The 24492-nt window shown below is 69.7% G+C and carries 20 protein-coding genes; 16 read left to right on the top strand and 4 right to left on the bottom strand.

Translation table 11 applies throughout. The features are described 5' to 3' along the window. The first annotated feature begins 304 nt into the window (after positions 1 to 304). From metH to A3IC_RS0121145, 5 genes are all read left to right on the top strand, one after another. Positions 305 to 3781 carry a methionine synthase gene (gene metH, locus A3IC_RS0121165; RefSeq protein WP_020552055.1) on the top strand — a complete coding sequence of 1159 codons (3477 nt, stop codon included), beginning with the start codon at positions 305 to 307 and terminating at the stop codon, positions 3779 to 3781. Between the two features lie 76 nt (positions 3782 to 3857). Continuing rightward, positions 3858 to 4706, top strand: a complete 849-nt coding sequence (locus tag A3IC_RS0121160) for a putative RNA methyltransferase (protein WP_020552054.1) — start codon at positions 3858 to 3860, stop codon at positions 4704 to 4706. A gap of 129 nt (positions 4707 to 4835) precedes the next feature. After that, complete coding sequence (locus tag A3IC_RS0121155) at positions 4836 to 5540, top strand: HAD family hydrolase (protein ID WP_020552053.1); 705 nt, start codon at positions 4836 to 4838, stop codon at positions 5538 to 5540. A 583-nt stretch (positions 5541 to 6123) separates the two neighbouring features. Further along, the gene (locus tag A3IC_RS55640) at positions 6124 to 7497 is read left to right on the top strand and encodes a sensor histidine kinase (protein WP_020552052.1); all 1374 of its coding nucleotides are present in this window, start codon (positions 6124 to 6126) and stop codon (positions 7495 to 7497) included. Then, positions 7494 to 8171 (top strand): response regulator, encoded by a 678-nt coding sequence (locus A3IC_RS0121145; protein ID WP_020552051.1) that lies wholly within the window; start codon positions 7494 to 7496, stop codon positions 8169 to 8171. The genes A3IC_RS55640 and A3IC_RS0121145 overlap by 4 nt, the downstream gene beginning before the upstream one ends. A gap of 55 nt (positions 8172 to 8226) precedes the next feature. Here the strand turns inward: A3IC_RS0121145 and A3IC_RS0121140 are convergent, their stop codons facing one another. Further along, positions 8227 to 9141, bottom strand: coding sequence for a RecB family exonuclease (locus A3IC_RS0121140; protein WP_020552050.1), 915 nt, complete (start codon positions 9139 to 9141; stop codon positions 8227 to 8229). Positions 9142 to 9277: 136 nt separating this feature from the next. On the opposite strand from A3IC_RS0121140, the gene A3IC_RS0121135 reads away from it, so the two are divergent. Further along, the gene (locus A3IC_RS0121135; protein ID WP_020552049.1) at positions 9278 to 10714 is read left to right on the top strand and encodes a cellulase family glycosylhydrolase; all 1437 of its coding nucleotides are present in this window, start codon (positions 9278 to 9280) and stop codon (positions 10712 to 10714) included. 154 nt (positions 10715 to 10868) lie between these two features. Here A3IC_RS0121135 and A3IC_RS0121130 read toward each other — a convergent pair whose 3' ends face one another. Continuing rightward, the gene (locus tag A3IC_RS0121130) at positions 10869 to 12044 is read right to left on the bottom strand and encodes a site-2 protease family protein (protein WP_321184083.1); all 1176 of its coding nucleotides are present in this window, start codon (positions 12042 to 12044) and stop codon (positions 10869 to 10871) included. A gap of 95 nt (positions 12045 to 12139) precedes the next feature. Here A3IC_RS0121130 and A3IC_RS0121125 point away from each other — a divergent pair, with 95 nt between their 5' ends. Both A3IC_RS0121125 and A3IC_RS62480 read left to right on the top strand, forming a co-directional pair. Further along, a complete protein-coding gene (locus A3IC_RS0121125) occupies positions 12140 to 13048 on the top strand; it encodes a tRNA (adenine-N1)-methyltransferase (protein WP_020552047.1) in 909 nt (302 codons plus the stop codon). Positions 13049 to 13185: 137 nt separating this feature from the next. After that, the gene (locus A3IC_RS62480) at positions 13186 to 13890 is read left to right on the top strand and encodes a hypothetical protein (protein ID WP_158696037.1); all 705 of its coding nucleotides are present in this window, start codon (positions 13186 to 13188) and stop codon (positions 13888 to 13890) included. 33 nt (positions 13891 to 13923) lie between these two features. Here the strand turns inward: A3IC_RS62480 and A3IC_RS0121115 are convergent, their stop codons facing one another. Beyond that, positions 13924 to 14211: a ferredoxin gene (locus tag A3IC_RS0121115; RefSeq protein ID WP_020552045.1), complete on the bottom strand. Its 288-nt coding sequence runs from the start codon at positions 14209 to 14211 to the stop codon at positions 13924 to 13926. 224 nt (positions 14212 to 14435) lie between these two features. Here A3IC_RS0121115 and arc point away from each other — a divergent pair, with 224 nt between their 5' ends. The 6 genes from arc (at position 14436) to prcA (ending at position 20572) form a co-directional block, all read left to right on the top strand. Continuing rightward, positions 14436 to 16202: a proteasome ATPase gene (gene arc, locus A3IC_RS0121110; RefSeq protein WP_026218537.1), complete on the top strand. Its 1767-nt coding sequence runs from the start codon at positions 14436 to 14438 to the stop codon at positions 16200 to 16202. 220 nt (positions 16203 to 16422) lie between these two features. After that, on the top strand, positions 16423 to 17928 hold the full coding sequence (gene dop / locus A3IC_RS0121105) for a depupylase/deamidase Dop (protein ID WP_020552043.1): 1506 nt from the start codon (positions 16423 to 16425) through the stop codon (positions 17926 to 17928). Positions 17929 to 18103: 175 nt separating this feature from the next. After that, entirely contained in the window at positions 18104 to 18313 is a 210-nt protein-coding gene (locus A3IC_RS0121100; RefSeq protein WP_020552042.1) for a ubiquitin-like protein Pup, read from the top strand. A gap of 6 nt (positions 18314 to 18319) precedes the next feature. Continuing rightward, the gene (locus A3IC_RS55630; protein WP_026218536.1) at positions 18320 to 18925 is read left to right on the top strand and encodes an endonuclease VII domain-containing protein; all 606 of its coding nucleotides are present in this window, start codon (positions 18320 to 18322) and stop codon (positions 18923 to 18925) included. Continuing rightward, positions 18877 to 19722, top strand: a complete 846-nt coding sequence (gene prcB, locus A3IC_RS0121090) for a proteasome subunit beta (protein ID WP_026218535.1) — start codon at positions 18877 to 18879, stop codon at positions 19720 to 19722. The genes A3IC_RS55630 and prcB overlap by 49 nt, the downstream gene beginning before the upstream one ends. Before the next feature lie 64 nt (positions 19723 to 19786). Beyond that, positions 19787 to 20572, top strand: a complete 786-nt coding sequence (prcA, locus tag A3IC_RS0121085) for a proteasome subunit alpha (protein WP_020552039.1) — start codon at positions 19787 to 19789, stop codon at positions 20570 to 20572. 95 nt (positions 20573 to 20667) lie between these two features. Here the strand turns inward: prcA and A3IC_RS0121080 are convergent, their stop codons facing one another. After that, positions 20668 to 21690: a LacI family DNA-binding transcriptional regulator gene (locus A3IC_RS0121080; protein WP_020552038.1), complete on the bottom strand. Its 1023-nt coding sequence runs from the start codon at positions 21688 to 21690 to the stop codon at positions 20668 to 20670. Positions 21691 to 21788: 98 nt separating this feature from the next. Here A3IC_RS0121080 and A3IC_RS55625 point away from each other — a divergent pair, with 98 nt between their 5' ends. Then, on the top strand, positions 21789 to 23084 hold the full coding sequence (locus tag A3IC_RS55625) for an MFS transporter (RefSeq protein WP_020552037.1): 1296 nt from the start codon (positions 21789 to 21791) through the stop codon (positions 23082 to 23084). Between the two features lie 9 nt (positions 23085 to 23093). After that, positions 23094 to 24455, top strand: a complete 1362-nt coding sequence (gene pafA / locus A3IC_RS0121070; RefSeq protein ID WP_020552036.1) for a Pup--protein ligase — start codon at positions 23094 to 23096, stop codon at positions 24453 to 24455. Positions 24456 to 24492 lie beyond the last annotated feature (37 nt).

Here is a 24492-nt window from a genome sequence, read left to right as displayed (position 1 = left end):
GCACCCGTCCCCGGGGCCGCGAGAGCTGTACGGTCCCCACATTACGGGTTGAGGCACCCTCGGCCAGACCCGCCCGCGTCGACTTCGCCCACAGTGAAATCCGGGCACCGCCGGGCAACCGAACCGCAAACGCACCCCGAACACACCGGTGAGCGCGAGTGAGCATTGGGTGACCAGTGGGCGACGTCACTCGCGCGCCACCGGGCTCCGCGCGCGGATCGCATTAAGCTGGCGCTCTGGCCCGAGCCGTCTCGACGGACCCGGGCAAGCCGACAGCCGTCGCACCCATCGGAGACGCATTCTCATGACAGCCACCCCGCAGCAGCTTCGCGAAGCACTCGCCACCCGCGTCGTCGTCGCCGATGGAGCGATGGGAACCATGCTCCAGGCTCAGGACCCGAGCCTGGACGACTTCCAGGGCCATGAAGGCTGCAACGAAGTCCTCAACGTCACGCGTCCCGACATCGTGCGCAACGTGCACAAGGAATACTTCGACGTCGGCGTGGACTGCGTCGAGACCAACACTTTCGGCACCAACCTCGGCAACCTGGGCGAGTACGACATCCAGGACCGCATCTACGAGCTCGCCGAAGCCGGCGCCCGGATCGCCCGTGAAGTGGCCGACGACTACTCCACCCCCGACCGCCCGCGCTGGGTGCTCGGCTCGATCGGCCCCGGCACCAAACTGCCCAGCCTGGGCCACGTGCCCTTCGCCACGCTGCGCGACGCGTTCGAAATCAACGCGGCCGGCCTGATCGACGGCGGCGCGCACGCCCTGCTCATCGAGACCAGCCAGGACCTGCTGCAGACCAAGGCATCGATCATCGGCTCGCAGCGCGCGCTGAAGAAGGCCGGCGTCGACCTGCCGATCTTCGCCCAGGTCACCGTCGAGACCACCGGCGCGATGCTGATGGGCTCCGAGATCGGCGCCGCGCTGACCGCCCTGGAACCGCTGGGCATCGACTTCATCGGGCTCAACTGCGCCACCGGCCCGGTCGAGATGAGCGAGCACCTGCGCCACCTGGCCAAGCACGCCGGCATCGGGGTCACCGCGATGCCCAACGCGGGCCTGCCGATCCTGACCAAGGACGGCGCGCACTACCCGCTCACCCCCGAGGAACTGGCCGACGCGCACGACACCTTCACCCGCGAATACGGCCTGGCCCTGGTCGGCGGCTGCTGCGGCACCACGCCCGCACACCTGAAGGCCGTGATCGAGCGCGTGCACGGCCGCGAGCTGACCCCCCGCAACCCCCGGCACGAGCCCGCCGCCGCGTCGCTGTACCAGTCGGTGCCCTTCCGCCAGGACCTGTCCTACCTGTCCATCGGCGAGCGCACCAACGCCAACGGCTCCAAGGCGTTCCGCGAGGCCATGCTCGAAGGCCGCTACGACGACTGCCTCGACATCGCCCGCGACCAGACCCGCGACGGCGCCCACATGCTCGACCTGAACATCGACTACGTCGGCCGGGACGGCGTCGCCGACATGAAGGCCCTGGCCGGTCGACTCGCCACCGCGTCCACGCTGCCGATCATGCTCGACTCCACCGAGCCCGAGGTGCTCGAAGCGGGCCTGGAACTGCTCGGCGGGCGCGCCGTGGTCAACTCGGTCAACTACGAGGACGGCGACGGCCCCACCTCGCGCTTTCGCAGGATCATGCCGCTGGTCAAGGAACACGGCGCCGCCGTGGTCGCGCTGACCATCGACGAGGAGGGCCAGGCCCGTACCGCCGAGTGGAAGGTGCGTGTCGCCGAGCGGCTGATCACCGCCCTGACCGGCGAGTGGGGGATCAAGGTCTCCGACATCATCATCGACGCGCTCACCTTCCCGATCGGCACCGGCCAGGAGGAGACCCGGCGCGACGGCATCGAGACGATCGAGGCGATCCGCGAGATCAAGCGCCGCCACCCCGAGGTACAGACCACCCTGGGCCTGTCCAACGTCTCCTTCGGCCTCAACCCGGCCGCGCGCATCGTGCTCAACTCGGTCTTCCTCAACGAGTGCATCGAAGCCGGCCTGGACTCGGCGATCGTGCACGCCAGCAAGATCCTGCCGATGGCGCGCATCCCCGAGGAGCAGCGCGAGGTCGCCCTCGACATGGTCTACGACCGCCGCCGCGAGGACTACGACCCGCTCCAGCGTTTCCTGGACCTGTTCGAGGGCGTCGACGCCAAGTCGGTGCGGGCCACCCGCGCCCAGGAACTGGCCGCGCTGCCGCTGAACGAGCGGCTGGAGCGCCGGATCATCGACGGCGAGCGGGCCGGCCTCGAAGAGGACCTGGACGAGGCACTGCGCGAGCGCAGCGCCCTGGTGATCATCAACGACACCCTCCTGGCCGGCATGAAGGTCGTCGGCGAACTGTTCGGCTCCGGCCAGATGCAGCTGCCCTTCGTGCTCCAGTCCGCCGAGGTGATGAAGTCCGCCGTCGCGCACCTGGAACCGCACATCGAGAAGGTCGAGGGCGAGGACGGCAAGGGCACCATCGTGCTGGCCACCGTCAAGGGCGACGTGCACGACATCGGCAAGAACCTGGTCGACATCATCCTGTCCAACAACGGCTACAACGTGGTCAACATCGGCATCAAGCAGCCGGTCTCGGCCATCCTGGAAGCCGCCGAGGAACACCGCGCCGACGTGATCGGGATGTCCGGCCTGCTGGTCAAGTCCACCGTGATCATGAAGGAAAACCTCCAGGAGCTGAACACCCGCGGCCTGGCCGCCGGCTACCCGGTCATCCTCGGCGGCGCCGCCCTGACCCGCGCCTACGTCGAAGAGGACCTGTACGACATCTACGCCGGCGAGGTCCGCTACGCCCGCGACGCCTTCGAGGGGCTGCGCCTGATGGACGCGCTGATGGGCGTCAAGCGCGGCGTGCCCGGCGTCGAACTGCCCGCGCTGCGCCGGCGCAAGGTGGCCGCCGCCAAGGTGATCGAGACCGAACCCGAGGAGATGCCCGCCCGCTCGGACGTGGCGACCGACAACCCCGTGCCCACCCCGCCGTTCTGGGGCGACCGCGTGGTCAAGGGCATCCAGCTGAACGACTACGCCTCCTGGCTGGATGAGCGTGCCACCTTCATGGGCCAGTGGGGCCTCAAGCCCACCCGCGGCGGCGACGGGCCCTCCTACGAGGAACTGGTCGAGACCGAGGGCCGCCCGCGGCTGCGCTACTGGCTGGACCGGATCGTCACCGACAACCTGCTCGACGCCGGCGTGGTCTACGGCTACTTCCCGTGCGTGTCCAAGGGCGACGACCTGATCGTCCTCGACGACGCCGGCCACGAGCGCACCCGGTTCACCTTCCCGCGCCAGCGCCGCGACCGGCACCTGTGCCTGGCCGACTTCTTCCGCCCGGAGGAATCCGGCGAGATCGACGTGGTCGGCTTCCAGATCGCCACCATGGGCCCGCGCCTGTCGGACGCCACCGCGAAGCTGTTCGCCGACAACTCCTACCGCGACTACCTCGAACTGCACGGCCTGTCGGTCCAGCTCGCCGAGGCCCTGGCCGAGTACTGGCACGCCCGGGTGCGCGCCGAACTCGGCTTCGCCGGCGAGGACCCGAACGACCTGGACGGCATGCTCAAGCTGCACTACCGCGGCGCGCGCTTCTCGCTCGGCTACGGCGCCTGCCCAGACCTGGAGGACCGGGCCAAGATCACCGAGCTGCTCAAGCCGGAGCGGATCGGAGTCGAGCTGTCCGAGGAGTTCCAGCTGCACCCGGAGCAATCCACCGACGCGATCGTGTTGCACCACCCCGAGGCGAACTACTTCAACGCCCGCTGACCCACCCCACCCACCCATACCGGCGACGGCCGGGGCCGCACCGGCCCCGGCCGTGCCGGCGGCACGAACGAGGCACATGCTCGGCGACGTCGTGGAAACCCTCGCCTGTCCGCACTGCGGCGCGGACCTGGCGGGGGACACCGCCGGCCTGCGCTGCGCCGCCGGACACACCTTCGACATCGCCCGCCAGGGCTACGTCAACCTGCTCACCGGGGCGGGCTCGGTGGGCACCGCCGACACCGCCGCGATGGTCGCCGCCCGTGTCGACTTCCTCGGCGCCGGCCACTACGACCCGATCGGCGACGCGCTGATCGCCGCGTGCGCGGGCCCGGCGCCCGGAACCCTCGTCGACGTCGGCGCGGGCACCGGACACCACCTCGCGCGCGTGCTCGACGCGCTGCCGAACCGGTACGGACTGGCCCTGGACATCTCCAAATACGCGCTGCGCCGGGCCGCCCGCGCCCACCCGCGGATGGGCGCCGCGGTGTGCGACGCATGGCGCCCGCTGCCGGTGCGCACCGGCGCTGCGGCCCTGGTGCTCAACGTGTTCGCCCCGCGCAACCCGCCCGAACTGCACCGGATCCTGGCCGCCGAGGGCACCCTGGTGGTCGCCGCACCGACAGCGGGACATCTGGCCGAGTTGGTGCCCGCGCTCGACCTGCTCCAGGTCGACCCGGACAAACAGCTACGCATCGACGCCAAGCTCGCGCCGTGGTTCACCGTGCGCGCGCGAGAGCGCGTCACCTTCACCATGGCGCTCGACCACACCGCGATCGCCGGCGTCGTGGCGATGGGTCCCAGCGCCTGGCACACCGACCCCGCCCGGCTGCGATCGGCGATCACGAAGCTGGCCGACCCACTCGCCGTGACCGCTTCGGTCATCGTTTCCGTATACGACCCCGTTCGGCGGTTGCCCAATGCCTGACGGGGCCGCACAATCGAGGACCCGCCGGTGCCAACCGGCGGATCCAACTCCTGGAGAAGCCCGCGTGAGGAGATTCACCAACCCCATCCACACCATGCTTTCCCGCACCGGGGGAGAGGCGGCCACACGATGACGGCAGCGCTCACGACCACGACCGGAGCACGCCCGGGCCACGGCCTCGCGGCGGTCCTGTTCGACATGGACGGCACCCTGGTCGACACCGAACGCAACTGGTTCGCCACCGAGACCGCCGTCATGGCCGACCTCGGCTTCACCCTCACCACGCAGCACGCCGAGCACCTGCTGGGCAGCCCGATGGAGCCCGCCGTCGCCTACCTGCTCTCGGTCTCCGGCCTCGACGTCGCGCCCGCCGAACTCGAACGCCGGATCAACGCCGGCATGGTCGCCGCACTGCGCGACGGCGTGGACCTGCGCCCCGGCGCCAAGCGGCTGCTCGCCGAGGTCGACGAGGCCGGCGTGCCCTGCGCACTGGTCACCGCCTCGCAACGGGTGATCGTGGACGCGGTGCTGCCCTCGATCGGCGCCCACCACTTCAGCTTCACCCTGGCCGGCGACGAGATCGCCCATACCAAGCCGCACCCCGACCCGTACCTGACCGCGGCCCGCCGGCTCGGCGCGCAGCCGTGGGCCTGCGTGGTCGTCGAGGACTCGCCCACCGGCATCGCCTCCGGCGAGGCGGCCGGCTGTGTCGTACTGGCGGTGCCCAGCATGACGCCGATCCCGTCCGCGCCGACGCGCACCGTGGTGGAATCGCTCGAAGAGGTCGACCTGGACTTCCTGGGCGATCTGGTCCGGGCCCGCGTGGCACGCTGAGCCCGAGACGCCGAGGGGCCGGCCCGTCGGTGGGCCTCCCGGCACGGCGGCCCTTTCGGCACAAACGGGCGGGAGCGGACGGGCCCGAAGGCCCGCCCGCTCCCACATCCCCGTGTTTCCCCCGTACTGCGTTCCCCCGTGTACTGCGTTCCCCCGTGTATTACGTTTCCCCGTGTACTGCGTTACCCCCGTGTCGGAGCCCCCGTGCTCCGACCCGTACTGCATCCCCGTCGGTCCTGCTCGACCTCCCGGCGGCGGTTTCCCCCGTCCCCGTGACCGCCGAGAGGTCGGCCGTGCTCCGCCCGAACCCCGGAGAGTCCGGACCCCGTACTACCCCCGTAGTACAGCCCCGAGGTTCCCGTTCCCGGGTTCCCCGTGTGTTGTCCAGTGTTGGCGATCGGGAAGGGCAGGGCTTCAGGGAAGTCCCTCGCGTTCTCCGCATCCTCCTGCCGATCCCGCCAGACCGTTGAGTACGGACCGCGACTCCGCCCGGAGGAGGAGATCGCACCACCGCTCCTCCCAGGGGACGAGACCGGGCCCCCAGGGGGTCAAAACCCCCGACCAGGGGCCCTACCGTAAGGGTGTGCGCGCCGTGACCCCCGACCCGGACACCCCCGCCGGGACCCCAGCCCGACCCGGACCCAGCGAATGCCTGCCCGGGCTCGCCCGAGCACGTGCCTGCCTCGCCGACATCGTCCACGAACTCTGCCGCGACACACGTCAACCGTGGCCGCGTCCCACCGTGCTCGACGTGGCCCTGGTGGTGCTGCTGTCGGTCCTCGCCGTGGGCGGCCTGTACTTCCACGAACTGGGCATGCGCGACGTGCGCGAACCGGACGTGTGGGGCATCCTGCTCGCGCTGCTCACCGCCGTCCCGCTGCTGTGGCGTGGGGCGCACTCGCTGCGCGTGCTGATCTGGGTCAGCGTCGCCGGGCTGATCCTGGCCGGCGCGCAGTACGAATCCGCCGGCGCCGGACTCGGCCAGATCGTCGCGTTGTACGCGGTCGCGGTCGGCCGCTCCCGGGTGCCCGCCGCAGCGGCGCTCGCCTTCACCGAGAGCGCCACCATCGTGTGGCTGGTGATGCGCGACAGCGACATCGTCTTCCTCGACGTGGTCGCCAACATGGCCGCGATGTTCGCGGTGTGGGCCTTCGCCCGCAGCGTCGGCTTCCGGCGCGCCTACACCGCGGAGCTGGAGGCCCGCGCCGACCGCCTGGAGCGCACCCGCGAGGCGGACACCCGCGCGGCGATCGCCGAGGAACGTGGTCGCATCGCCCGCGAGCTGCACGACGTGGTCGCGCACCACGTCTCGGTGATGACCGTGCAGGCATCCGCCGCGCAGCGAATGGTCACGCGCAATCCGGACCGGGCCAAGGAGGCGATGGCCGCGGTCGAACAGACCGGCCGGGGCGCCCTGGTGGAGATGCGCCGCCTGGTCGGCATCCTGCGCGACAGCACCGACGCGGTGGGCGGCCCCAACGAGGGCCACAACGCGCCCCAGCCGGGCCTGGACCAACTCGACACGCTGGTCACCCAGGTCCGCGAGGCCGGGCTCCCGGTCGAGCTGTCCCTGGAGGGCGCCCCCTGCGCGCTCCCGCCGGGCATCGACCTGGCGGCCTACCGGATCGTCCAGGAAGCCCTCACGAACACGCTCAAGCACGCCGGCCCCGCCGAGGCCCGGGTGCTGCTGCGCTACAGCCGCAGCGAACTGCTGGTGCGCGTCGCCGACGACGGCCGAGGCGGCAGCACCGTGCCCACCGGCGACCGCACCGGACACGGCCTGCTCGGCATGCGTGAGAGGGTCTCCCTCTACGGTGGACGCCTGTACGCGGGACCTCGGGCCCAGGACGGCTTCGAGGTCCTGGCGCGCATCCCCCTGTCCGCCACGAACACCGCCGACACCGCCGCCCCGCCGGACGGTGCCGCCCCCGAACGACTGGAGCAGACCCGCCCATGACGATCCGCGTCATCCTGGTCGACGATCAGCCACTGCTGCGCACCGGCTTCCGGATGATCCTGGAGGCCGAGCCCGACATCGCCGTCGTCGGCGAGGCCGCCGACGGCGAACAGGCCGTCGAACAGGTCCGCGCCCTGCAGCCCGACGTCGTGCTGATGGACATCCGCATGCCCCGCATGGACGGCGTCGAGGCCACCCGGCGGATCGCCGGCTCCGGCCGGGACGGGGAGAACACCGCACGCGTGCTCGTGCTCACCACGTTCGACCTGGACGAGTACGTGGTGGAGGCGCTGCGCGCGGGGGCGAGCGGCTTCCTGCTCAAGGACGTGCCCGCCGACGACCTGGTCACCGCGATCCGGGTGATCGCCGAGGGCGAGGCGCTACTCGCCCCGAGCATCACCCGACGTCTTCTGGACATGTACGCCGCGCGCCTGCCCTCCGCGGAGGACCCCACCCCCGACACGCTCGCGATGCTCACCGAACGCGAGGTGGAGGTGTTGCGGCTGGTCGCGCGCGGCATGTCCAACGCCGAGATCGCCGCCGAACTCTACGTCAGCGAGACCACGGTCAAGACCCACGTCGGCCACGTGTTGACCAAACTGGGTCTGCGCGACCGGGTCCAGGCCGCCGTCTACGCCTACGAGAGCGGCCTGGTCCGCCCCGGCGCGATCTGACCGGGACCGGGGCCGCCGGTTCGAGCCGCCGCCGGCCCCGTCCTCGGAAGGGGACCTACGCCGGGACCACCGGCAGCGGATACACCGGGGGTGTGCCACCGAACTCGGGGCACACCTCGCGGTGATCGCACCACCCGCACAACTTGGACTTCCTGGGCAACCACTCGCCCGTCCGGGTGGCCAGGTCGATCGCCTGCCACAGCGCCCGCAGCTTGCGCTCGACCGCCAACAACTCGCCCTCGTCCGGGTCGTAGGTGATCACGTCGCCGCTGCCCAGGTAGACCAGCTGCAACCGGCGCGGCACCCGCCCGTGTTGGCGCCACAACACCAGCGCGTAGAACTTCATCTGGAACAGCGGCTTGTCCTGGAACATCGGCGACGGCGCCTTGCCGGTCTTGTAGTCCACCACCCGCAGATCGCCCGCCGGAGCCACGTCGAGGCGGTCCACGATCCCGCGCAGCACCAAGCCGTCGTCCAACGTCGTCTCCACGTAGAGCTCGCGGCGGGCCGGCTCCAGGCGGTTGGGATCCTCCAGCGTGAAGTAGCGCTCGACCAGCTTGTCCGCGTCCCGCAACCACGTGTCCAGGCCCGCGACATCCTCGCCGAACAACTCGGCCAGCTCCGGGCGCTCGGCCGACAACTCGTCCCACGCCGGCCGTACCATCGCCAACGCCCGCTCCGGGGTGCGCTCGCCGCTGGGCAGGTCGAACAGGCGCTCCAGGACGGTGTGCACCACCGTGCCGCGGGTTGCCGCCGCACTCGGCTTCTCCGGCAGCTTGTCGATCACCCGCAGCCGATACAGCAGCGGACACTGCATGAAGTCCGCCGCCCGGGACGGCGACAGCGACACCGGCGGCCGCGGCGCCCGTTCGCCGGCCGGGGCGGGCACCACGACGCTCGCGGTCTCGACGGCGGGCTCGGCGAGGAGGGACTCCTCGGCGGAGGTGGTTTCGGAGGGGCTGACGCTCATGCCGACCACCCTAAGCGCGCGGGGGGACACCCTGTGCGCGCGAGGGGCGAACACCCCTGTCAATCGCCGCTACCGGTCAGTAGAGTCCCGGCACCGCGAGTCCCAGGCACCCCTTTCGTACCTCGACGGAGGCCCCATGCGCGTCCTCACCCGCCCCCGCACGCACGCCGCCGCGATCGCCGCCGGCCTGCTCCTGGCGAGCCTGCCCGCGCCCGCGTACGCGCACGGCGACCGGCCCGGCCGCACGCCGGACAAGGTCACCGTCGGCGATCGCACCTTCATCGCCGACGAGCGCGGCCGGGCGACCCAGTGGCGCGGCTTCAACATCGGCGACAAGGACCACCGCGGCGCGGACGCGTTCAAGGACGTCACCGAGACCCAGTTCCGCGAACTGTCCGAACGCGGCTTCAACCTGGCCCGGGTGCTCTTCTTCTGGGACGACCTGGAGCCGCGCCCCGGTCGGTACAGCCGCGACTACCCGGCCCGGATCGAACGGATCCTGGGCTGGGCCGACAAGTACCGGATCAAGGTCGTCCTGGACGCTCACCAGGACATCTACGGGCCGTACTTCAACGACCACCGGGGCAACCCGGAATGGACCACCCGGGACGAGGGCCTGCCCTACGAGCCGGTGCCCGGCGACTGGTTCGCCGAGTACTACACGCCCGGCGTGCAGGCCGCGTTCGACCACCTGTACGGGGATCGTGACCTCCAGCGCGCACACGCCGCGATGTGGATCAAGGTCGCCGCGACCTTCGGCCGACACCCCGCCGTGCTCGGCTACGACCTGATGAACGAGCCGATGGGCCGCTTCCGCGACGGCGAGGACATCCCCACCGCCGCCGCCCGGCTCGAATCGACGCAGATCACCGACACCTGGAACCGGCTCACCGACGCGATCCGCCTGGTCGACCGACGCAACTGGATCCTCGTCGAACCCACCCCCGTGGTCGGCCTCGGACTGCCCACCGCGCTCGGCCCGATCACCGACGACAAGGTCGCCTACGCACCGCACTTCTACGAGAGCGCGATGGAGACCGGCGCCGACTACGACCCCGACGGCGGCTTCATCGAGAACTACGAGGCCGCGATCAGCGCCTACCCCAAGGCGAACAAGCTCCCGGTGATCGTGGGGGAGTGGGGCCCGCCCGACCAATCGCTGCCCAACATCCCGCTGTTCTACAAGCGCATGACCGCGGCCATGGACCGGTTCGCCGGCGGCTGGGCCGGCTGGCAATGGTGCAACGGCGGCGGCTACTGCACCCTGGACGCCGCCGGCCGGATGAAGCCCAACAACAAACTCCTCGTGCAGCCCTACGCGCGCGCCGTGGCCGGCAACCCGGAGAGCTACCGCTACGACCCGGACACCCGCACCTACACGTTGACCTTCACCACCCGCCGCGGCGCCGACGGCCCCACCGAGATCGCCCTCCCCAAGGACGTCTACGCCAAGCCCCCGACCATCCGCGTCACCGGCCCTGGCCGCACCCACACCGACACCCACAACAACACGGCCCGAATCACCACCACCAGAGACGGCCGCTACACCATCACCGTCACCCCAACCCCCTGACCCACGCCGGCCCGGCCGGCCCGAGGCCAAAAGCCCGAAGCCGCCACTTCCACCGCGCGATCCACCTCAGCCGGCCGGCGCTCGATCCACCCGGCCCGGCCGGCGTTCGAGGCCGAGTAGCCCGGCCGGCGAGTGAGGCCGAAAAACCCTGCCCTCAACCCCGCATCATGGCCAAAAACGCATGCTCGACATCCAACCGAGAAAGCACCCCGTACACCCCGCCGTCCCGCTCCACCACCAGGTACTCACTCGCCGGCACCGCCCGCATCGCCACCAACAAGTCCTCCCCGGCCAAATCCGCGCCGACCCTCATCCCCGGCACCAGATCCCGCGCCAACGGCCCCACCGCCACCCACGGCCGGCGATGCTCCGGCGTGGCCAACACCGCGGCCTCGCGCACCAGCCCCACCGGTTCGCCACCCCGGTCCACCACCACCAACCCCCGAGCGCCCTCCTCGTGCGCCTGCCGCAGCGCCTCGGACAACGGCACATCCGCCGCCACCGGAATCGCCCGCCGGGTCAACAACCGCACCCGCAACTCCGGCAACCGCTCCCGAAGCCGCTCCGCGCGCAGCGACTGCACCGCGCCCGCCCACATGAATCCGGCCACCAGGGCACCGAAGATCAGCGTGTACGTCCGCGCCCCCGCGTCCGCCCCCAGCGACCACACCGCCGCCGCGACCAGCACCACCACGGCGAGCACCCGCCCGGCCCAGGACGCGGCGATCGTGCCGGTCAACGGCCGCCCGCTGACCCGCCACACCACCGCCCGCAACATCCGGCCACCGTCCAACGGCAGCCCCGGCAGCAGATTGAACGCCGCCACCAGCAGGTTGGACACCGCCAGCAACGCGACCATCCGCCCCGCCAACGTGTCCACGTCCAAGGCCAGGCCGATCACCCAGAACCCACCACCGAGCCCGAGCGACAACGCCGGACCCGCCGCCGACACCAGGAACTCGTGCCGGGCCGTCTCCGGCTTGTCGATCTCGGACACCCCGCCCAGGAACTGGATGGTGATCCGCCGCACCGGCAGGCCCAGCCGCAGCGCCGTCACCGCGTGCGCCAACTCGTGCACCAGGACCGACACGTACAACAGCACCGCGAAGCCGAACGACAACACGAACCGCCACGGACCCAGATTTGGGAACAGGCTCTCGAAGGTCGGCGCGAACAACACCGTGATCACCGCGGCGATCACGAACCAGGTCGGCGCGACGTAGACCGGCACCCCGAAGGGGCGCCCCATGAGCAGGCCACGCCTGGGTTCCCGGCGCGGGGCCTCGTCCTGCCGCATCCTGCGTCCCTGCGGCCTGCTCGAATCAGTCACGTCCAAGATGCTATGCAACCGAGTCCGGGTTTGACCCCCACGGGGCCCGTACCCACGCGTCGGAGCGTCGCCCACGACCGACTAGGCTGACCCCCATGTCCGAACCGACCGGTGCCGCGCGCAGGCGCGGACCCTTCCAGGTCGGGGACCAGGTTCAGCTGACCGATCCCAAGGGCCGCCACCACACCTTCACGCTCGAAGCGGGCAAGGCGTTCCACACCCACAAGGGCTCGTTTCAACACGACGCGCTGATCGGCGCTCCCGAAGGGACCGTCGTACGGTCCACCGGGAACACCGACTACCTCGCGCTGCGACCTCTGCTCCCCGACTTCGTCCTGTCCATGCCCCGCGGTGCCGCGGTGATCTACCCGAAGGACGCCGGCCAGATCCTCGCGATGGCCGACATCTTCGCCGGCGCCCGCGTCGTCGAGGCCGGCGTCGGCTCCGGCGCGCTGAGCACCTTCCTGCTCCGCGCCATCGGCGACACCGGGCAGCTCGCCTCCTACGAACGTCGACAGGACTTCGCGGACATCGCCCGCAAGAACGTCGAGCGCTACTTCGGCGCCCCCCACCCCGCGTGGAAGCTCACCGTCGGCGACCTTCAGGACAACCTCGTGGAGACCGGGGTCGACCGGGTGATCCTCGACATGCTCGCGCCCTGGGAATGCCTGGACGCGGTCTACAAGGCGCTCGCCCCCGGCGGCCTGGTGTGCTGCTACGTGGCCACCACGACGCAGCTCTCGCGCACCGTGGAGACCATGCGCGTGATGAACTGCTTCACCGAGCCGCAGCCGTTCGAGTCGATGGTCCGCTCCTGGCACGTCGAAGGTCTCGCGGTACGCCCCGACCACCGGATGATCGGCCACACCGGCTTCCTCGTCACCGCCCGGCGCCTCGCCGACGGGGTCGAGCCGCCGCTGCGCCGGCGCCGCCCGTCCAAGGGCTCCTACGGCGACGACTACGCCGGCCCAGGCGCGGAAACCGGTGCCCCGCTCGAATCCTGACCCATCGTCAGGCAATGGTTGAGACAAGGCGGGCCGGGACTCTATACCAGGGCCCGGCCCGCCGCATAGGGTCGTCCACCGTGGCGGACGATCACTTCGAAACCCGGCCCGCGCGCGGCGACAGTACCCGTGGGCTCGTGACCACCGACGCACCACCCGACTCCGTGCCCAGGCACATCGAGGCCCCCGACGTCCGCAACGGCATAGCCTTCGCCGCCGCGGCCATAGTCTTCGTCTTCGTCGTCGGCACCGGCCTGGTGATCTGGGCCGCGGCCTCACTCGACGGCGGCGTGCCGGGCGTCACCGCACCGGCCAGGCACCGCCCCAACCAGCAGGACCCGCCGGCCGCGCCGCGCACCATACAACCGGGCGAGAACAGCGCGAGCACGTCGAATCAGGGGCAACCGCTCATCCGTGCCCCCGAAGCCGCCCAGACCGTGCCCCTCGCCGGCAGCCGCAGTGGAACCGGCGGCGGCCCGACCGAGGCGGAGCTTGCGAACGTCGTGTTCCCGCTCGACTGCCCGGGCGTCGGAACGCGGACCAGGGGCGTGCTGACCGACCCGACCGGTCCCACCGTGGTTCGAGTCGAGTGCGCGGCCGGCTCCGGGAGCCCGCCCGCGGCACTGCTGGCCTACGTCGACGCCGACACCGGCCCACCCCGACTGGTGGCCACCCTGCTCGACACCGACGAGGGCCTCCTGGTGAGCGACGTCACCCGCAGCGGCGACACGATCACCGCCAGTACCCTGAGCTGGTCCGTCCCGGACGGCCCCCGCTGCTGCCCCGACGTTGCCGGAACGCTCCGTTGGCGACTCGACCCGCTCGGTGCCCAGCGGATCTGACGCGTCGCCAGACACCAGTGTACGAAGCGGAATTCAGGCCACGTCCGGTCCATACACCTCGACACCGTCGGAAACCCGACGCATGTGGATGCATTCGCCCGGACACTTGCGTGTGGCGTCGATCACTTCCGCGAGCAGCGGCCCGGGCACCGGGACCACCGCTCCCACCTCGGTGCGCAGCTCGTCGTCGGCACCCTTGACATACGCCAATCCGTCGATGTCCAGCTCGAAGACCTCTCGCGCGTATTGGACGCAGATGCCGTCCCCGGTGCAGAGATCCTGATCGATCCAGACCTCGAGGGGTTCGTTTTCTGCGGACATGGGGCCTCACTCTTCACCGATTCGTATCGACACGCGCCCGACAGACCCTACTCGCGCCTGCTTCCGGAGGTGATGAGGTGGGTATCTGATCCTCACAAGCGTGGGGGCAATCGCACGGGTGAAGATCGGACACGCCCGGACAGTCTTGCTGATCAAGGGGTTTCAACCCCTCCTGCCGTAGGTAGGGTCGGAGACGTCGCAGCTCCCAGGAGGAGGTGAGGGCCGTGGCAGTCCACGACGACGACATGAACCGTGGTGGGAGGCCGGCTCGGGGTACGGACGACCTCGTAAGCCAGGTTTCTTTTCTAGAGCAGGAAGTCGCCGTCCTGCGTCGCAAGCTCGCCGACTCACCGCGCCAGAGCCGTTTGCTCGAGGAGCGGGTCGTCGATCTTCAGGCGTCCTTGGCCGGCATGACCACACAGAACGAGCGATTGGTCGCGACCTTGAGGGAGGCCCGCGACCAGATCGTGGCCCTCAAGGAGGAAGTGGACCGACTCGCCCAACCCCCCTCGGGGTTCGGCGTGTTCCTACAGGCCAACGAGGACGGCACGGCGGACATCTTCACCGGCGGGCGCAAGCTCCGGGTGAACGTCAGCCCCAACATCGAACTCGACGAACTCCGGCGTGGCCAAGAGGTCATGCTCAACGAGGCCATGAACGTGGTCGACGCGATGGAGTTCGAGCGAGTCGGCGACGTGGTGATGCTCAAGGAACTGCTGGAGGACGGCGAACGAGCGCTGGTCATCGGGCACACCGACGAGGAGCGCGTGGTGCGCCTCGCCGAACCGCTCCTGGACTCCCCGCTGCGGGCGGGGGACTCGCTGCTGCTCGATTCCCGATCGGGCTACGTCTACGAGCGGGTTCCCAAGAGCGAGGTCGAGGAACTGGTCCTCGAAGAGGTCCCGGACATCGACTACACCAAGATCGGCGGTCTGCGGAACCAGATCGAGATGATCCGGGACGCGGTCGAGCTGCCCTACCTGCACCCCGACCTGTTCAAGGAGCACGAGCTCCGCCCGCCCAAGGGCATCCTGCTCTACGGCCCTCCCGGCTGCGGCAAGACGTTGATCGCCAAGGCGGTCGCCAACTCGCTCGCGAAGAAGGTCGCCGAGGCCCAGGGCAACGAACAGGGCAAGAGCTACTTCCTCAACATCAAGGGCCCCGAACTGCTCAACAAGTACGTCGGCGAGACCGAGCGGCACATCCGCCTGGTCTTCCAGCGTGCTCGGGAGAAGGCCAGCGAGGGCACGCCCGTCATCGTCTTCTTCGACGAGATGGACTCGCTCTTCCGCACCCGAGGATCGGGCGTCAGCTCGGACGTGGAGAACACCATCGTTCCGCAGCTGCTGTCCGAGATCGACGGCGTGGAGGGCCTGGAGAACGTCATCGTGATCGGCGCCTCCAACCGCGAGGACATGATCGACCCGGCCATCCTGCGACCGGGTCGGCTCGACGTGAAGATCAAGATCGAGCGTCCGGACGCCGAGGCGGCCAAGGACATCTTCGCCAAGTACCTCAAGGTCTCGCTGCCCCTGCACGACGACGACCTGGCGGAACACGGCGGCAACCGGGCCGCCACCGTCACCGGCATGATCCAGGTCGCCGTGGAGCGGATGTACTCGGAGAACGACGAGAACCGCTTCCTGGAGGTCACCTACGCCAACGGTGACAAGGAGACGCTGTACTTCAAGGACTTCAACTCCGGCGCGATGATCGAGAACATCGTGGGTCGCGCGAAGAAGATGGCGATCAAGGACTTCCTGGAGCACCGCCAGAAGGGCATCCGGGTGGCCCACCTGCTCGCCGCGTGCGTCGACGAGTTCAAGGAGAACGAGGACCTGCCCAACACCACCAACCCCGACGACTGGGCACGGATCTCCGGCAAGAAGGGCGAGCGGATCGTCTACATCCGCACTCTGGTCTCGGGCAAGCAGGGCGACGAGGCCGGGCGCTCCATCGACACCGTGGCCAACACCGGTCAGTACCTCTGATCCCGAACGAGTACCGATTGACCACCGACACCGCGGCCCGTGTTCAGGTCGAACACGGGCCGCGGCGCCGTGCCGGGACGACATTTCCGCACAGGGCAATAGTTCCGGCCGTATCCCCAAGGCAATCCAACGGCAATAGGCTCGGCAGCATGACCAGGGTGTACCCGGATCACGGAGAGTGTGAATCGGGTACCGGCCGGGTGAGGGACGAGGGGGTCGCATGACCGTCCGGCGTGTGATGGGCATTGAAACCGAGTACGGGATCTCCGTACCCGGTCATCCGAACGCCAACGCGATGTTGACGTCTTCCCAGATCGTGAACGCGTACGCCGCAGCGATGCAGCGGGCCCGGCGGGCCCGCTGGGACTTCGAGGAGGAGAATCCGCTGCGCGACGCGCGCGGATTCGACCTTGCGCGCGAGCTGGCCGACTCCAGCCAGCTGACCGACGAGGACGTCGGTCTGGCCAACGTGATCCTGACCAACGGTGCTCGGCTCTACGTCGACCACGCCCACCCGGAGTACAGCGCGCCCGAGACCACCAACCCGCGCGACGCGGTGATCTGGGACAAGGCCGGCGAACGGATCATGGCCGAGGCCGCCCGCCGGGCCGGCGAGCTGCCCGGCGGCCAGCAGATCCTGCTGTACAAGAACAACACCGACAACAAGGGCGCGTCCTACGGCACGCACGAGAACTACCTCATGCAGCGCGCCACGCCGTTCGCCGACATCGTCCGACACCTGACCCCGTTCTTCGTCTCCCGGCAGGTGATCTGCGGCGCGGGTCGGGTGGGCATCGGCCAGGACGGCTCCGCGCACGGCTTCCAGATCAGCCAGCGGGCCGACTATTTCGAGGTCGAGGTCGGCCTGGAGACCACGCTCAAGCGGCCGATCATCAACACCCGTGACGAGCCGCACGCGGACGCCGAGAAGTATCGGCGCCTGCACGTGATCATCGGCGACGCCAACCTGTCCGAGGTGTCCACCTACCTCAAGCTCGGCACCACCGCGCTGGTCCTGTCGATGATCGAGGATCGTTTCCTCGGCAACGACCTGACCGTGGACCAACCCGTGCGCACGCTGCACGAGGTCTCCCACGACCCGACCCTCAAGCAGCTGATCACGCTGCGCAGCGGCCGAAAACTGACCGCGATCCAGCTCCAGCTCGAATACCTGGAGCTGGCCCGCAAGTACGTCGAGAACCGGTTCGGCAAGGACGTGGACGAGGACACCACCGACGTGCTCGACCGCTGGGAGTCGGTGCTGGCCCGGCTGGAGGCCGATCCGATGTCGCTCGCGCGCGAGCTGGACTGGGTGGCCAAGCTGCAACTCCTGGAGGGCTACCGGCAGCGGGACGCGCTGGACTGGGACGCGCCGAGGTTGCACCTGGTCGACCTCCAGTACGCGGACGTACGGCCGGACAAGGGCCTGTACAACAAGCTGGAGGACCGTTTCGAGCGGATCGCCGGCGAGGCCGAGGTGCAGCGCGCCGTGCACCTGCCGCCGGAGGACACCCGGGCCTACTTCCGCGGTCGATGTCTGGAGCAGTACGCCGACGAGGTCGCGGCCGCGTCGTGGGACTCGGTGATTTTCGATGTCGCGGGTCAGGACTCGCTCCAGCGGGTACCCACCCTGGAACCGCTGCGCGGGACGAAGGCCCACGTGAAGGACCTGCTCGATCGCTGTCGCACAGCCGAGGATCTGGTCCGCGCCCTCACGGGTGGGTGACCTCGTTCGTTCGCGGGAACAAAGCGAACGAACGGATAAATCCCCTTCCGGAACACCTGGCATCCGACACTCGTTGGCACTTACACCCCCGATCCTTCGGGATCGGGGGTGTGGATGCTCCGGGGAATGGATAGGCACCGGTTCAAGGAAATGATCACAAGGTGGGGTGAGTGACATGGCCACTAAGGACAGCGGCGGACAACAGCGCGCGACTAAGCGCTCGGAAGAGGTCGAGGAGACCACTGCCGAAGCGCAGTCCGACGTGCAGGAACGACACGAGAAGTTGACGGACGACGTCGACTCGGTATTGGACGAAATCGATGAGGTCCTCGAGGAGAACGCCGAGGAATTCGTGCGGGGCTTTGTGCAGAAAGGTGGGGAATAGCACTAAATGTCCGATTTGAAATCGGGCAAGGAATGCCCTGATTGCAAGGCTTGGAAGCCTGCTCAGGATTTCAGGCGCAGCGCGGGGAATCCTGACGGGCTTTCATGGTATTGCCGTGTGTGCTTTCGCAAGCGCGACGCGGACGCCTATCGCGCCCGGCGCGAGCGCGCGGGGTTCAAGGTCCGTCCGAAGATTGATGTACCGGACGGTCATAAGCGCTGTCCGAAATGTGAACAGATCAAACCGCATTCCGAGTGGCATAAAAGTTCCCGACAATGGGACGGTCTCGCAGCGCGTTGTAAGCCGTGTCGTAAAGTCGACGGTCGCGCCGGGCATCTCATGCGCAAATACGGCCTCACCGAGGCCGACGTGCAGCGCATGACGGCCGACCAAATGGGCGTATGTCCGATCTGTCAGTCCACCAAGCTCGAACACGTCGATCATGATCACGAAACCGGTAGGGTCCGAGCCGTACTCTGCTTCAACTGCAATGCCGCACTGGGCATGTTCAAGGATCGACCCGACGCGTTGCGCCGGGCCGCAACCTATGTGGAAGGGATCGTGTGGAAGCCAACACTCGTGGCACCGGGCGTCTACCGGCTGCCTTCCTGACCCCCGGGTCGTCCTCGTTCGCCGAATTTCTCGACGCCTACCGGCCCGAACTGTTGCCCGCGCGTAGGACGCCTCCGGTGCAGCCCGTGACGATCGAGGCGCCGCACGGCACGACGATCGTGACCGCGACGTTCGACGGTGGCGTGGTGATGGCCGGCGACCGGCGCGCCACGATGGGGAACCTGATCGCACAGCGGGACATCGAGAAGGTGTTCCCGGCCGACGAGTACTCGGTCGTGGGCATCGCCGGCACCGCCGGCCTCGCGGTCGAGATGGTCCGGCTGTTCCAGGTCGAGCTGGAGCACTACGAGAAGATCGAGGGCACCACGCTGTCCCTCGAGGGCAAGGCCAACCGACTGTCGCAGATGATCCGCGGCAACCTCGGGATGGCCATGCAGGGCCTCGCGGTGGTGCCGCTGTTCGCCGGCTTCGACGTGGACGGCGGGACCGGGCGGATCTTCAGCTACGACATCACCGGTGGCCGATCCGAGGAGCACGGCTTCCACTCGGTGGGTTCGGGCTCGCTGTTCGCCCGCGGCGCGCTGAAGAAGCTGTACCGCCCCGGCCTGGACGCCGAGGGCATCGTGACGGTGTGCATCCAGGCGCTCTACGACGCGGCCGACGACGACTCCGCCACCGGTGGGCCGGACCTGACCCGGCGGATCTACCCGGTGGTGACCCTGGTGACCGAGGACGGCATCCGCCGGCTCACCTCGGAGGAGGTCGGCGAGATCGTCCGCACCGTGGTCGACGCCCGGATGGACGACCCCAACGGCCCGACCGCGCCGCTGACGTGACCCCGATGTCGAGGACCCGACCAGCCGACCCTTCGAGACCGGCTCCGACGAAAAGGACTCCACGGTGACGACGCCCTTCTATGTGTCGCCGCAGCAGGCCATGGCGGACCGGGCCGACTATGCCCGCAAGGGCATCGCCCGCGGCCGCAGCGTGGTCGTGCTGACCTACGCGGACGGCATCCTGTTCGTGGCGGAGAACTACTCCCGCGCCCTGCACAAGATCAGCGAGATCTACGACCGCATCGCGTTCGCCGCGGTCGGCAAGTACAACGAGTTCGAGAACCTGCGGATCGGCGGCGTGCGCTACGCCGACATCCGCGGCTACTCGTACGCGCGCAACGACGTCACCGCCCGCGGGTTGGCGAACGTGTACGCGCAGACGCTGGGCACGATCTTCTCCAGTGGCGGCGAGAAGCCGTACGAGGTGGAGCTGATCGTCGCCGAGGTCGGCAGCGCGCCCGAGGACGACCAGATCTATCGGCTCACCTACGACGGCTCGGTGGCCGACGAGCACAACTACGTCGCCATGGGCGGCAACGTCGAGCAGATCACCGAGCAGCTCAAGCGCCACCACCGCGAGGGGCTCACCCTCGAGGCCGCGCTCAAGGTCGCGGTCGACGCGCTCTCGCGCGACGGCGTGGGCGAGAAGCGCTCGATCACGGCCTCGCAGTTGGAGGTCGCCACGCTGGACCGGACCCGGCCGCAGCAGCGCAAGTTCAAGCGCCTGGTGGGCGGTCAGCTGACCCGCCTGCTCGGCGAGGCGGAGCCGGCCGCCGAGGTGGTCGAGGTTGCCGAGGAGGGGACGGCCCAGACCGCGCCCGAGGCCACGCCGGAGACCGGCGAGGAGTAGTCCCGCGCACGTCACAGGGCCCGCGTACCGCGTCGGTGCGCGGGCCCTGACGCGTTCCGGGTCCCACAGCCGCCCGGACCGGCCCCGGGCCGGGTTCAGCCGGAGGCCGGAGGCGCGGTCGAGCCGCGGACCAGCAGTTCGCCGGTCAGCACCACGTCCGGGCCCGCGTCGCCGGTATCCAGCAGGTCGAGCAGCGCGGTCATGCCGCGCGCGCCCAGTTCGACGGCGGGCAGTCGCACGGTGGTCAGCTCCGGCTCGACCACGCGTGCGTAGCGCAGGTCGCCGAAGCCGGTGACGGACACGTCCTCGGGCACCCGGCGCCCGAGCGCGCGGGCCGCCTTGTAGGCACCGGCCGCCTGGAGATCGTCGTCGCACACCAGCACGGTGGGCCGGGCCGGCGAGGCGAGCAGCGTCAGGGCGGCCTCGCGCCCGCCGTCCAGGGTCAGCGGTGCGGTGGCCTCGGCGACCACCTCGGCGGGCCCGAGCGCGGCGCGGAAGGCCGCGTCCCGGGCGCGGAAGGTCCAGGTCTGCACGGCGGAGCGCAGCCGGGCGACCCGGCGGTGGCCGAGGCCGACCACGTATTCGGCGAGCGTGCGCATGCCGTCGGCGACGTCGTCGTTCACGGTCGGCACGCCGCGCCCGGGTTCGCTGTCCAGCATCACCAGCGGCAGGTCCTCGGTGCCGGGTCCGGCCGAGCGCAGCACGTCCAGCGGTTCGGCGGCCATCGAGGAGGCCAGCACGCCGTCGATGGCGGCCGAGGAGAAGGGGTTCGGGGTCAGGTCGACGCCGTCGCGGGTGGGGTAGACCACCACGCCGAAGTCCCGCTCGGCCGCGACCTGTGCGGCCCCGGTGTGCACGGCACCGAAGAACGGCGACGTGAGCACGGGCACGACGAGCATCACCGTGTGCGTCCGGCCCAGGCGCAGCGAGCGGGCTGAGGTGTTGGGCCGGTAGCCGAGCGCCGCGACCGCGTCGCGGACCGCCTCGACGGTGGCGGGGGAGACCCGGCCGCGCCATTTCTCGGCGAGTACCAGGGACACGGTGGACTGCGACACGCCGGCGTGTTTGGCGACGTCCTTGCTGGTCGGGCGACCGGCGGGGGGCTGGGGCGACGGCAAGGCGACCTCGGGCGGTGTCGGGGACGGTGCGGGCCCAGCGTAGAACCCACTTGCCATCGTGTCGGCTCGACGGCACAGTGGTGGCGGGAGTCATACGTATGACCTCAGCACTTGACGAGTTGATCGGAGCGTGCCTGCCGCGGCACGGGAGGGCGGTACCGCGGATGCGGACCTATCTGGACCTGCTTCGGGTGCCTTACGCGGCGCGGCTGCTCGGCGGCACGCTGTTCGGCCGATTGCCCAACGGCATGGGCGCATTGGCCGTGTTGCTGCTGGTGCGCGCCGACGGTGGCGGCTACGGGCTCGCGGGCGCGCTGTCCGCGGTCTACGGCCTGGCCAGTGCGGCCGGGCAGCCGGTGCTGGGCCGGTGGATGGATCGGCGTGGGCAGACCGGCGTGCTGCTCGGCTCGGCGGTGGTCTCGGCGCTGGCCTACGCGGTGTTCGCGCTGGTGGGGGTGTATCCGCTGCCGCTCGCGGTCGCCTCGGTGCTGGTCGCGGGCTTCACCACGCCGCCCCTGGAGGCGGGACTGCGCGCGTTGTGGCCCTCGGTGCTCACTCCCGAGCGGGTGCAGGCGGCGTACGCCCTGGACGCCGCCGCGCAGGAGATCCTGTTCACCGTGGGGCCGCTGATCGTGGTGGTCGTGGTGCAGCTGGGCTCGGCGCAGCTGGCCGTGCTGCTGACCGGCCTGATCGGCGTGGCGGGCACGGTGATCGTGGCCACCGCGCGGCCGTCCCGAATCTGGCGCGGCGAGCAGCACACCCCGCACTGGGCGGGCGCGCTGCGCTCGGCCGGCCTGCGGGTGGTGCTGGTCGCGTTCACGTTGGCGGGCGTCGCGCTGGGCGTGCTCAGCGTCGCGGCCGTGGCCTACGCGGACCACGAGGGCTCCGGTGCGCTGTCCGGGGTGTTCCTGGCGGCGATGTCCTTCGGCGCGTTGCTGGGCGGGCTGGTGCACGGGGTGCGGGCCTGGCGGACCCCGCCGGCCCGGCGGTTGTTGTGGTTCATGCTGTGGCTGACGGTGTGTTACCTGCCGCTGACGGCGGTGCCCGGCCCGTGGGTGATGATGCCGCTCGCGGTGCTCTCCGGGGTGTTCCTGGCGCCGGCGATCGCATGTGTGTTCACCCTGATCGACGAGTTGGCGCCGCGTGGCACGGTGACCGAGGCGTTCGCGTGGCTGGTGGCGGCGATCGGGGCGGGGTCGGCACTGGGCATGGGGCTGGCCGGCTGGGCCGGTGAAGTGGCCGGCGCGCGGGGCGCGTTCGCGGTCGCGGGCGTCGGCGCGGGGCTCGGATTGCTGGTATTGCTGGCCGGTCGGGGCCGGCTGATTTCAAACGTGATCCATTTGGTGGAAACCACCGACGCGGAGTTGTCCCGGAACGGCCCGTCGTCGGCGTAATGTTGCCGCATGGACCGCCGCATCTTCGGGCTGGAGAACGAGTACGGCGTCACCTGTACGTTCCGGGGGCAGCGCAGGCTCTCCCCGGACGAGGTGGCGCGCTACCTCTTCCGCCGAGTCGTTTCGTGGGGCCGAAGCAGCAATGTCTTCCTACGCAATGGGGCCCGGCTGTATCTGGACGTGGGCAGCCACCCCGAATACGCGACGCCCGAGTGCGACTCGGTGCCGGAACTTGTCGTGCACGACAAGGCCGGTGAGCGCATTCTCGAAGGTCTCCTCGTCGACGCCGAACGGCGGCTGCACGAAGAGGGCATCGCGGGTGACGTGTATCTCTTCAAGAACAACACCGATTCCGCCGGCAACTCCTACGGTTGCCACGAGAACTATCTGGTGGCGCGGCACGGGGAATTCTCCCGGCTCGCCGATGTGCTCATCCCGTTCCTGGTGACCCGTCAGATGTTGTGCGGCGCGGGCAAGGTGCTGCAGACGCCGCGTGGTGCGGTGTACTGCGTCAGTCAGCGTGCCGAGCACATTTGGGAAGGCGTCAGTTCGGCCACGACCCGTTCCCGTCCGATAATCAACACGCGCGACGAACCGCATGCCGACGCCGAGCGCTATCGGCGGCTGCATGTGATCGTCGGCGACTCCAACATGGCCGAGCCCACCACGCTGCTCAAGGTCGGTTCCACCGATCTGGTGCTGCGGATGATCGAGGCCGGCATCGTCATGCGGGACCTGACCCTGGAGAACCCGATCCGGGCGATTCGCGAGGTCAGTCACGACATGACCGGCTCGCGCAAGGTCCGGCTCGCCAACGGCCGCGAGGCCAGCGCACTGGACATCCAGCGGGAATACCTGACCAAGGCCCAGGAGTTCGCGGACCGCCGGGGCATCCGCACCGGCACCGTGGAGAAGGTGCTCGATCTGTGGGAGCGCACGCTCGACGCGATCGACTCCGGCAATCTGGACCTGGTCGGGCGTGAGATCGACTGGGTGATCAAGTACCAGCTGATCGAGCGGTATCGGGCCAAGCACAACCTGCCCATGTCCTCGCCGAGGGTTGCCCAGATCGACCTCGCCTACCACGACATCCACCGGCGCCGCGGTCTCTACTACCTGATGGAGAGACGCGGGCAGATCGACCGGATCGGCAACGATCTGAAGATCTTCGAGGCGAAATCGCTGCCGCCGCAGACCACTCGGGCGCGTCTGCGCGGCGAGTTCATCAAGAAGGCCCAGGAGCAGCGGCGCGACTTCACCGTGGACTGGGTGCATCTCAAGCTCAACGACCAGGCACAGCGCACCGTGCTGTGCAAGGACCCCTTCCGATCGGTGGACGACCGGGTCGAGAAGTTGATCTCCAGCATGTGAGTCGCCCGGCATGTGAGACGAAGCCCTCGCCCGCCCC

Source organism: Embleya scabrispora DSM 41855, from assembly GCF_000372745.1.
Lineage (GTDB): Bacteria > Actinomycetota > Actinomycetes > Streptomycetales > Streptomycetaceae > Embleya > Embleya scabrispora.
This window is presented reverse-complemented; position numbering and strand designations above follow the sequence as displayed.

Excerpts from the sequence above, each read along its gene's own strand:
- metH (WP_020552055.1), top strand. The coding sequence starts at position 305 with ATGACAGCCACCCCGCAGCAGCTTCGCGAAGCACTCGCCACCCGCGTC.
- A3IC_RS0121160 (WP_020552054.1), top strand. The coding sequence starts at position 3,858 with ATGCTCGGCGACGTCGTGGAAACCCTCGCCTGTCCGCACTGCGGCGCG.
- A3IC_RS0121155 (WP_020552053.1), top strand. The coding sequence starts at position 4,836 with ATGACGGCAGCGCTCACGACCACGACCGGAGCACGCCCGGGCCACGGC.
- A3IC_RS0121145 (WP_020552051.1), top strand. The coding sequence starts at position 7,494 with ATGACGATCCGCGTCATCCTGGTCGACGATCAGCCACTGCTGCGCACC.
- A3IC_RS0121140 (WP_020552050.1), bottom strand. The coding sequence starts at position 9,141 with ATGAGCGTCAGCCCCTCCGAAACCACCTCCGCCGAGGAGTCCCTCCTC.
- A3IC_RS0121135 (WP_020552049.1), top strand. The coding sequence starts at position 9,278 with ATGCGCGTCCTCACCCGCCCCCGCACGCACGCCGCCGCGATCGCCGCC.
- A3IC_RS0121125 (WP_020552047.1), top strand. The coding sequence starts at position 12,140 with ATGTCCGAACCGACCGGTGCCGCGCGCAGGCGCGGACCCTTCCAGGTC.
- A3IC_RS0121115 (WP_020552045.1), bottom strand. The coding sequence starts at position 14,211 with ATGTCCGCAGAAAACGAACCCCTCGAGGTCTGGATCGATCAGGATCTC.
- dop (WP_020552043.1), top strand. The coding sequence starts at position 16,423 with ATGACCGTCCGGCGTGTGATGGGCATTGAAACCGAGTACGGGATCTCC.
- A3IC_RS0121100 (WP_020552042.1), top strand. The coding sequence starts at position 18,104 with ATGGCCACTAAGGACAGCGGCGGACAACAGCGCGCGACTAAGCGCTCG.
- A3IC_RS55630 (WP_026218536.1), top strand. The coding sequence starts at position 18,320 with ATGTCCGATTTGAAATCGGGCAAGGAATGCCCTGATTGCAAGGCTTGG.
- A3IC_RS55625 (WP_020552037.1), top strand. The coding sequence starts at position 21,789 with ATGACCTCAGCACTTGACGAGTTGATCGGAGCGTGCCTGCCGCGGCAC.
- pafA (WP_020552036.1), top strand. The coding sequence starts at position 23,094 with ATGGACCGCCGCATCTTCGGGCTGGAGAACGAGTACGGCGTCACCTGT.